Here is a 9,450-nt window from a genome sequence, read left to right as displayed (position 1 = left end):
TTTTCTGGAGGGGTAGCGAAGTGGCTAAACGCGGCGGACTGTAAATCCGCTCCTTCGGGTTCGGCAGTTCGAATCTGCCCCCCTCCACCATCTTATTGGGCTATAGCCAAGCGGTAAGGCAACGGACTTTGACTCCGTCATGCGTTGGTTCGAATCCAGCTAGCCCAGCCATTAAGAGCCATTAGCTCAGTTGGTAGAGCATCTGACTTTTAATCAGAGGGTCGAAGGTTCGAGTCCTTCATGGCTCACTCTTATATGCGGAAGTAGTTCAGTGGTAGAACACCACCTTGCCAAGGTGGGGGTCGCGAGTTCGAACCTCGTCTTCCGCTCCAATTATTATTATTTCGTTTTGTTGGGGCCTTAGCTCAGCTGGGAGAGCGCCTGCCTTGCACGCAGGAGGTCAGCGGTTCGATCCCGCTAGGCTCCACCAATTACATAAATTATTCACCTCTAAACAACGGTTTAGAGGTTTTTTTGTCTCTTTTTAAGTTGTATATATATTCAGAAAAGTGTTGAGTTGAGCCATCCTTACTTTTAGCTATACAATAGGAGTATGAAAGATAAAAAGGGGAGAAAGAGAAATGAAAAATGTATCAATTATTGGTGTACCAATGGATTTAGGCCAAACACGTCGAGGGGTAGACATGGGGCCAAGTGCGATTCGTTATGCGGGAGTAGTAGAGCGAATTGAAAATATTGGTTATGTGGTTAAGGACGAAGGGAATATTGAAATTGCTCCTGCAGAAAGAGTACATAATGATTTAAAAACAAATTTAAAAAACTTGAAGGCTGTAGCAGATGCTAGTGAACGATTAGCGTCTAAAGTAGATCATGTTATTACAAATGGCAATTTTCCACTTGTACTTGGTGGTGATCATAGTATTGCTATTGGAACGTTAGCCGGTGTTAGCAAGCATTATGAGAATCTTGGAGTTATTTGGTATGACGCACATGGAGATTTAAATACGGCTGACACTTCTCCATCAGGCAACATACATGGAATGCCACTAGCAGCTAGTCTAGGCATTGGGCATCCAACGTTAACAAATATTTTTGGATACATGCCAAAAATTAAGCCTGAAAACATTGTGATTATTGGTGCACGTTCTTTAGATGAAGGAGAAAGAGAATTAATTAAAGAGATTGGCATTAAGGTATACACAATGCATGAAGTTGATAGACTTGGAATGGCACATGTTATGGAAGAGACAATTTCTTACTTGAAAGATAAAACAGATGGAGTACATTTGTCACTCGATTTAGATGGTTTAGACCCTCATGACGCACCTGGAGTAGGAACACCTGTTATTGGAGGAATTAGCTACAGAGAAAGCCATCTAGCTATGGAAATGCTAGCTGAATCTAACGTCGTTACTTCAGCTGAGTTTGTAGAAGTTAATCCCATCTTAGATGAGCGTAATAAAACAGCAACGGTGGCTGTTGCGTTGATGGGTTCTTTATTCGGCGAAAAATTACTATAAAAAAGAATCAGCTCTTGTTGTTGAAAACAAGGGCTGATTTAGTTTGATTGCTTTGTATATTGGTTTAATAGTGTATCTAACTCTGAGCTTAACCTCAGTACCTCTTTAGAACATAGAGATGTTTGTTGTGCAGTATTTAACATCATGTGGCGATGCTCTTCAATTCGTTCCAGTAAATTTTTCTCCATCAGCGACATTCCTCACTTTATAATAGTCTTTTACTTCATAAATATCCCAATTTAAAAAATCTTAAACATAAACATCAAATTTTTGTTAAAATAATTAAGCATGAATGAAACTTTAATTAGAAGTAAACGTATATATACTATCCCGCAATGGGCGGAGGTCACTTTTACATGGAGTTATTATTAAAGCGGAAAATAAAAAAAGTAAAAAAAGGCGATCAAGATGCGTTTGCTGATATTGTAGAATATCATAAAGATAAGCTCTATCAGCTATGCTATCGCATGTTAGGTAATCGTGAAGAAGCGCAAGATGCGGCTCAGGAAGCTTTTATTCGAGCCTATGTTAATATTCACAGTTATGACTCATCCAAGAAATTTTCCACATGGCTATATCGGATTGCAACAAATCTTTGTATTGATAAAATTCGTAAAAAGAAGCCAGATTATTATTTAGATGCAGAAGTAGCTGGAACGGAAGGTCTTAATATGTACTCACAGATTGCTGCAGACCAAGCACTCCCTGAAGATGAATTAGAAAGAGGAGAGCTGCAAGACTTAATTCAATCTGAAATTTTAAAGCTACCTGAGAAATATCGTACAGTTATTGTGCTGAAATATATTGATGAACTTTCTTTGAAAGAAATTAGTGAAATTTTAGAGCTACCGATTGGTACTGTAAAGACAAGAATTCATAGAGGAAGGGAAGCCTTAAGAAACAGACTTCGCCATTTGTAAGGAGTGAAAATAATGAAATGCTCAAGTTCCTATGTAAATCTAATCCATGAATACTTAGATGGAGATCTTACAAAAGAGAATGAACAGTTATTGAAGCAGCATTTACAGGAATGTGATGCATGCCAAGAACATTTTAAACAATTAAAGCGAACCATTGCTTTTGTTCAAAGCACTTCTCATATTGATACACCTATGAACTTTACGGCTAATATTATGGCAGGTCTTCCTAAAGAGAAGAGCGCTGTAAGAATGAATCGTTGGTTTACCAATCACCCATTTTTAACAGCAGCTGCTGTGTTTACGTTGTTAATGTCTGGGGCTACTTTTTCAGCATGGAATACTAACGAAGAGTTTGCAGTCTCTAAGCAGGATAACCTTGTGATTGAAAACAAGACTGTTATTGTACCAGCTGGCGAAGTGGTTAAAGGAGATGTTACTGTACGCAACGGTGATATAAAAGTAGAAGGAAAGGTAGATGGAAATATTACAGTTATTAATGGTGATCAATACCTTGCATCTGCGGGGGAGGTTACCGGTGATATTGAAGAATTAGACCAAATGTTTGAATGGATTTGGTACAATGTAAAGAATGGTGTTAAAGACGCAGTTAACCTGTCAAATAATGAATAAAAACAAGTTCCCTTGACGGTAAAAATAAAGATTTGCTAAAGAATCGTCCCCGGTCATCACGACTATTGGACGATTCTTTTTGTAAATAAAAACCAATTGTTGTTATGTCTAACTAGTAGGGAATTTTAAATTTATGATATAATAAAAAAGTTATGTTTAATTGACTACATATAAATAGAGGAAGTGAGACGATGCCTTTTGGAGAGCTACCGATCTTCGCATATTTAGGAAATATAATCGATGTTCTCCTTGTTTGGTTTGTTATATATAAATTGATAATGGTCATCAGAGGTACGAAAGCTGTACAGTTACTCAAAGGAATAATCGTCATCGTTGTTGTACGCTTTATTAGTAACTTCCTGGGCCTAAACACATTACAATGGTTAATGGATCAAGCCTTAACATGGGGATTTTTAGCAGTTATTATTATTTTCCAACCTGAAGTTCGCAGAGCGTTGGAGCAATTAGGAAGAGGGAGTTTATTTTCTAAAACTAGCCTTCCTGAAGAGGATGAACGCGCATTAACAATTGAAGCTATTACAAAAGCTACGCATTATATGGCAAAGCGTCGTATAGGAGCTTTAATTTCGATTGAGCGAGAAACAGGAATGACTGATTATATTGAAACAGGTATTCCGCTAAATGCCAATGTTTCATCAGAGCTATTGATTAATTTATTTATTCCTAATACGCCATTGCATGATGGAGCCGTTATTTTACAGCGCAATCAAGTTTCAGCTGCAGCTTGCTACTTACCACTTTCCGAAAGCCCCTTCATTTCAAAGGAGCTAGGAACTCGTCACCGAGCAGCTGTTGGTATTAGTGAAGTAACAGATAGTATAACGGTTATAGTATCTGAAGAAACAGGTGGTATTTCTGTGACAAAGAATGGTGAGTTATATCGTGAGTTAACAATTGATACGTTAAAAGAAATGCTTGAGAAAGAGTTGGTTAATACTTCAAGAGCATCTTCTTCAGCTCGTTGGCAATGGAGGTCGAAGAAGAATGGATAGATTATTAAACAATCCTTGGATCATGAAAATAATTGCGCTTCTTTTAGCTTTGATGCTTTATCTATCTGTTAGCATCGATAATCAAGATACAAATACAATCCTTGGCACAAGTAAATCATCAGGAACAGGTACAGAAACCATTACAAATGTTCCTGTGGAAGTCTTCTATGATCAAGATAATATGATTATTAGCGGTGTTCCAGATACGGTTAATGTTACTTTAGAAGGTTCTAAAAGTGCTCTTCAACAAGAAAAGCTAAAGCAAGATTTGGAAGTATATGTGGATTTAAATAACTACGGTTTGGGAGAGCACCAAGTAGAATTACAACACCGAAATATTTCGGATCGTCTGGATGTTAAAATTGATCCGCAAGTCGTAACAGTTAGCATTGAAAATCAACAATCACAAGAATTTCCAGTAGAAGCAAGCTTTGATAAAAACCAGGTAAAAAAAGGTTATAAAGCGGGCTCTGCACAAATTAGTCCAGAGACGGTAACGGTTACTGGAGCTAAGAGTCAGCTATCGCAAGTAGCCTATGTAAAAGCTCTTGTTGAATTAGATAACGTAAGTAAAGATGTAAATGAACAAGCAGAGGTAGTAGCATTTGATAAAAACCTGAATAAGCTAGATGTAGCTATTGAACCAGAAGTAGTTAATGTTACAATCCCAATTGAAAATAGAAGTAAGAAGGTTCCGATTAGCCTTGAGCAAACGGGCACCTTAGGCGAAGGAATTGAAATTACAGATCTTTCTTTAGATAAAGATGAAGTAACCGTTATTGGTGAAAAAGACGTATTAGATTCTATCTCGTCAATTGATAATATCCCAGTCGACGTGACGGGGATTTCCAAAACTTCCGAAGTAAAAGTTGATGTCCCTGTTCCAGAAGGTGCAGATAGCGTTCAGCCTAAGCAAGTTACAGTGAGTGTAAACGTAAAAAAGCTGGATGAAGAAGAGGAAGAAGAAACTGACGCAGAAGAAACCTCTGTAGCCGAAGAAGAGAAAGATGGAAAAAAGTCGTTTGAAAGCTTGTCAGTGTCATTAAATGGTCAAAACTCCAAATATAAATATGAAATTTTATCTCCTAAAAACGGAGCGGTACGAGTTGACCTATCAGGACCACAACAACAGCTAAGAAATGTTACTCGAAGTGATATTGGTATATCTGCCAATGTCGCAAGGTTAACACCTGGTGAGTTTTCGGTTCCTATTTCTTTAACGGTTCCAAGCGGGATTGAAGGCACTCTTTCTACAAAAACGCTACGAGTGAAAGTTAGTGAAAGAAACCCTTCAGATGAAGAAGAACAAAACCCTTCTGAACCACCAGAAGAAGGCGGTAATAATAATCCGGACGAGCCTTCTGATCCGTCTGATAATACCGGATCTAACGAAGAGGATGAAGGTAACGTTGAAAACAATGCAAGTAATGAAGAAAGTGGCTCATCATCCGCAAATTAAATATACACAATGGACATAAAAGGAGAGAAAAAGAATGGGTAAGTATTTTGGAACAGACGGTGTAAGGGGTGTTGCAAACAGTGAATTAACACCTGAGCTTGCATTTAAAATTGGTCGTTTTGGAGGATACGTATTAACAAAAGATACAGAACGACCAAAAGTCCTAATCGGTCGCGATACGCGTGTATCAGGGCATATGTTAGAGGGAGCTTTGGTAGCAGGTCTTCTGTCTATCGGAGCGGAGGTAATGCGCTTGGGTGTAATCTCAACTCCAGGTGTTTCTTACTTAACAAAAGCGCTGGGTGCACAAGCAGGGGTTATGATTTCTGCTTCACACAACCCAGTGCAAGATAACGGAATCAAGTTTTTTGGTCCAGATGGATTCAAGTTATCTGATGCTCAAGAAAATGAAATTGAAGCATTAATTGATAATCCAAAAGATGAGCTACCAAGACCTGTTGGTAAAGATCTTGGACAGGTAAATGACTATTTTGAAGGCGGTCAAAAATATCTTCAGTATCTGAAGCAAACAATCGATGAAGATTTTTCTGGCTTACACGTTGCGCTTGACTGTGCACATGGTGCGACTTCATCTCTAGCAGCACATTTATTTGCAGACTTAGATGCTGATATTTCAACAATGGGTGCATCTCCAAATGGATTAAATATTAACGAAGGTGTTGGTTCTACTCACCCTGAAGCATTATCAGCATTTGTGAAAGAAAAAGGTGCGGACGTAGGATTAGCTTTTGATGGTGACGGCGACCGACTAATTGCAATCGATGAAAATGGTGACATTGTAGATGGCGATCAAATTATGTTCATTTGTGCAAAGTATTTATTTGAACAAGGGCGTTTAAAACATAACACGCTTGTCTCTACGGTTATGAGTAACCTTGGATTCTACAAGGCTCTTGAAGCAAACGGAATTGAAAGTGCTCAGACAGCGGTTGGAGATCGCTACGTGGTAGAAGAGATGAAAGTACATCAATACAATTTAGGTGGAGAGCAATCAGGTCATATTATCTTCCTTGATTATAACACGACAGGAGACGGTATGTTGTCTGCGATTCAGCTTGTAAACATTATGAAGGCAACAAATAAAAAATTATCTGAACTAGCAAACGAAATGACAAAGTTTCCACAGCTGCTTGTAAACGTGAGAGTAACGGATAAACATCACGTAACTGAAAACGAGAAGGTAAAAGAAATAATTACCGAAGTAGAAAAAGAAATGGCTGGAAACGGTCGCGTTCTTGTTCGCCCTTCAGGTACAGAGCCACTTGTGCGCGTAATGGTTGAAGCACCAAGCCAAAATGAGTGTGAGACTTACGTAAACCGCATTGTTGAAGTTGTAAAAGAAGAAATGGGACTAGAGTAGTTCATCATTCTATGCATAAGCAGTGACCACATGAGCTGCTTATGCATATTTTTATATTATGCCAATTGTACAAAGCGGCACGCAAAAAGGCCTGTTTTTACTATTGGTAATAAAGATAATTGACGATTTCTTATGCTTTGTTGTAAGATTAAATCTGTTCGTCTCTAGTTTACAAAAGGAGGGAATGTTAAAAGTAATTTAATATATGTAAAAGCGCCTGAACTAAGTCTGAGACGACAGTGGCTTAGTTGACGAGGAGGAGGTTTATCGAAGTATCGGCGGATGCCTCCCGGTTGTTGATTATCACAATCGAAAGCTTAATGTGAAAAACAAAGGGGTGACTCTTTGGACAAACGCATTAAGAAGATAATCGTTATTGTGAAGAAGGTAACGTTCTTCATTACTTTAAGGAGGATTACAATCTATGTGCGGAATTGTAGGTTATATTGGAACTCAAGATTCAAAGGAAATTTTATTACGTGGTCTTGAAAAATTAGAATATCGTGGATATGACTCAGCGGGTATTGCAGTTGTTAATGACGGTGGCGTACACGTATTCAAAGAAAAAGGACGTATTGCTGAACTACGTCAATCAGTCGATAATAACGTTGTAGCACCAGCTGGTATCGGTCATACGCGCTGGGCAACACACGGTGTTCCAAGCCGTGAAAATGCTCACCCACACCAAAGTCATAACGGTCGCTTTACGCTAGTTCACAACGGAGTTATTGAGAACTACGCAATCTTAAAGCGTGAGTATTTACAAGATGTTGAATTCAAAAGTGAAACGGATACAGAAGTAATCGTTCATTTAATTGAAAAAATTGCAAGTGAAGGATTAGAAGTAGAAGAAGCATTCCGTAAAGCGGTAAGCTTACTACACGGTTCTTATGCACTAGCATTAATTGATAATGAAGATAAAAACACAATTTATGTTGCTAAAAATAAAAGTCCGTTACTTGTTGGTTTAGGTGAAGGCTTTAACGTTGTAGCAAGTGATGCAATGGCGATGCTACAAGTAACAAACCAATATGTAGAGCTAATGGATAAAGAAACAGTAATCGTAACAAAAGAAGCTGTTACAATTAAAACATTAGATGGTGAAGTAGTAGCGCGCGATCCTTACACTGCTGAATTAGATGCAAGTGATATTGAAAAGGGTACGTATCCTCACTACATGCTAAAAGAAATTGATGAGCAGCCTCTAGTAATGCGTAAAATCATTCAGCAATATCAAGGTGCTGACAATGAACTTCATGTTGATGAGGATATTGTAAAAGCAATGAACGACTCTGATCGTGTATATATCATTGCTTGTGGAACAAGTTACCATGCTGGATTAGTAGGAAAACAATTCATTGAAACTTGGGCGAAAGTTCCAGTTGAAGTCCACGTAGCGAGTGAGTTTTCTTACAACATGCCACTTTTATCTGAAAAACCACTATTCATCTTTATTTCTCAAAGTGGTGAAACTGCAGATAGCCGTGCAGTTCTTGTTCAGATTAAAGAGCTTGGTCACAAAGCATTAACAATTACAAACGTTCCGGGGTCAACTCTATCTCGTGAGTCAGATTACACGTTATTATTACACGCTGGTCCAGAGATTGCTGTTGCTTCTACAAAAGCATATACTGCTCAGCTAGCAGTACTTTCAATTTTAGCAGCAGTAACTGCACAAGCACGTGGCATTAAGCTTGATTTTGACTTAATGCAAGAACTAGCGATTGTTGCTAATACAATGGAAGTTCTATGTGACGATAAAGAAGAAATGGAAAGCATCGCTCTTCAATTCTTAGCAACAACGCGTAACGCATTCTTCATCGGACGCTCTGTTGACTATTACGTTGGATTAGAAGGTTCTTTAAAGCTTAAGGAAATCTCTTATATCCAAGCAGAAGGATTTGCTGGTGGAGAGTTAAAGCACGGAACAATTGCGTTAATTGAGAACAATACGCCTGTTATTGCCCTTGCAACACAAGAGCATGTAAACTTAAGCATTCGCGGAAACGTAAAAGAAGTAGTAGCGCGCGGAGCTAATCCTTGCATTATCTCAATGAAGGGCTTAGAAACAGAAGAAGATCGCTATGTAATTCCAAAGGTACACGAAACATTAGCACCTTTAGCAGCGGTTATTCCGTTACAATTAATTTCTTACTACGCAGCTCTACACCGTGATTGTGACGTAGATAAACCACGTAACTTAGCTAAGTCTGTTACGGTTGAATAATAACTGATTAGTTTTTTAGATCATTTGTAGCTTTAAAATAAAGTTCGATAATTTCTAAAATAGATTGATCATTTATAATAAAGTTTGATTAAAATTATATCAACTCTATCTCTTCTTAGAGATAGATGTTATAGCAAAAAGAAGTTTTACCCAAGGCAAATAAACTGTTCCCTTGGTTAAATAAGTTGTTCCCTAAAACGAGTGAAAATTGGAGGATAGCCTCCAGTTTTCCTCGTTTTTTTGTGTCCAGAAGCGGAGAAAAAGCCAGTAAAAAGCATGAGAAAGGCATGAATAAAGGCAGGAGGAAACGTCTGATAAAGCCTGATAAATCAACGATTT

The 9,450-nt window shown here is 38.2% G+C and carries 9 protein-coding genes, 4 tRNA genes and 1 other annotated feature (1 of these 14 only partly in view); of the genes, 12 read left to right on the top strand and 1 reads right to left on the bottom strand.

The window, feature by feature from the left end; all coding sequences use genetic code 11:
- Positions 1-71, top strand: a sequence feature (16S ribosomal RNA rRNA prediction is too short) (it extends 185 nt beyond the left edge of the window).
- A gap of 25 nt (positions 72-96) precedes the next feature.
- The 5 genes from AS180_RS03760 (at position 97) to rocF (ending at position 1,481) form a co-directional block, all read left to right on the top strand.
- A tRNA-Gln gene (locus AS180_RS03760) sits at positions 97-171 on the top strand.
- 4 nt (positions 172-175) lie between these two features.
- A tRNA-Lys gene (locus tag AS180_RS03755) sits at positions 176-248 on the top strand.
- A gap of 9 nt (positions 249-257) precedes the next feature.
- A tRNA-Gly gene (locus tag AS180_RS03750) sits at positions 258-332 on the top strand.
- A 22-nt stretch (positions 333-354) separates the two neighbouring features.
- Positions 355-430: transfer RNA gene (locus AS180_RS03745), tRNA-Ala, on the top strand.
- Between the two features lie 151 nt (positions 431-581).
- Positions 582-1,481, top strand: a complete 900-nt coding sequence (gene rocF, locus AS180_RS03740; RefSeq protein WP_025911471.1) for an arginase — start codon at positions 582-584, stop codon at positions 1,479-1,481.
- 38 nt (positions 1,482-1,519) lie between these two features.
- Here the strand turns inward: rocF and AS180_RS21505 are convergent, their stop codons facing one another.
- Positions 1,520-1,669 (bottom strand): aspartyl-phosphate phosphatase Spo0E family protein, encoded by a 150-nt coding sequence (locus AS180_RS21505; protein ID WP_100346476.1) that lies wholly within the window; start codon positions 1,667-1,669, stop codon positions 1,520-1,522.
- A gap of 168 nt (positions 1,670-1,837) precedes the next feature.
- Between AS180_RS21505 and sigW the strand changes: the two genes are divergently transcribed.
- The 7 genes from sigW to AS180_RS24140 form a co-directional block, all read left to right on the top strand.
- Positions 1,838-2,401: an RNA polymerase sigma factor SigW gene (gene sigW, locus AS180_RS03735; protein ID WP_025911472.1), complete on the top strand. Its 564-nt coding sequence runs from the start codon at positions 1,838-1,840 to the stop codon at positions 2,399-2,401.
- A 12-nt stretch (positions 2,402-2,413) separates the two neighbouring features.
- Positions 2,414-3,031 carry an anti-sigma factor family protein gene (locus tag AS180_RS03730; RefSeq protein WP_025911473.1) on the top strand — a complete coding sequence of 206 codons (618 nt, stop codon included), beginning with the start codon at positions 2,414-2,416 and terminating at the stop codon, positions 3,029-3,031.
- A 191-nt stretch (positions 3,032-3,222) separates the two neighbouring features.
- The gene (cdaA, locus tag AS180_RS03725; RefSeq protein WP_025911474.1) at positions 3,223-4,044 is read left to right on the top strand and encodes a diadenylate cyclase CdaA; all 822 of its coding nucleotides are present in this window, start codon (positions 3,223-3,225) and stop codon (positions 4,042-4,044) included.
- Complete coding sequence (locus tag AS180_RS03720; protein ID WP_025911475.1) at positions 4,037-5,503, top strand: CdaR family protein; 1,467 nt, start codon at positions 4,037-4,039, stop codon at positions 5,501-5,503. The genes cdaA and AS180_RS03720 overlap by 8 nt, the downstream gene beginning before the upstream one ends.
- Before the next feature lie 34 nt (positions 5,504-5,537).
- Complete coding sequence (gene glmM / locus AS180_RS03715) at positions 5,538-6,884, top strand: phosphoglucosamine mutase (protein WP_025911477.1); 1,347 nt, start codon at positions 5,538-5,540, stop codon at positions 6,882-6,884.
- Positions 6,885-7,308: 424 nt separating this feature from the next.
- A complete protein-coding gene (glmS, locus tag AS180_RS03710; protein WP_062686433.1) occupies positions 7,309-9,111 on the top strand; it encodes a glutamine--fructose-6-phosphate transaminase (isomerizing) in 1,803 nt (600 codons plus the stop codon).
- A gap of 287 nt (positions 9,112-9,398) precedes the next feature.
- On the top strand, positions 9,399-9,450 hold a 52-nt coding region (locus tag AS180_RS24140; RefSeq protein ID WP_220387602.1), incomplete at its 3' end, for a hypothetical protein.

This window comes from Priestia veravalensis, from assembly GCF_001457055.1.
Classification (GTDB): domain Bacteria; phylum Bacillota; class Bacilli; order Bacillales; family Bacillaceae_H; genus Priestia; species Priestia flexa.
The sequence above is the reverse complement of the archived record's forward strand: the minus strand, read 5'-3'. Positions and strand labels throughout refer to the sequence as shown.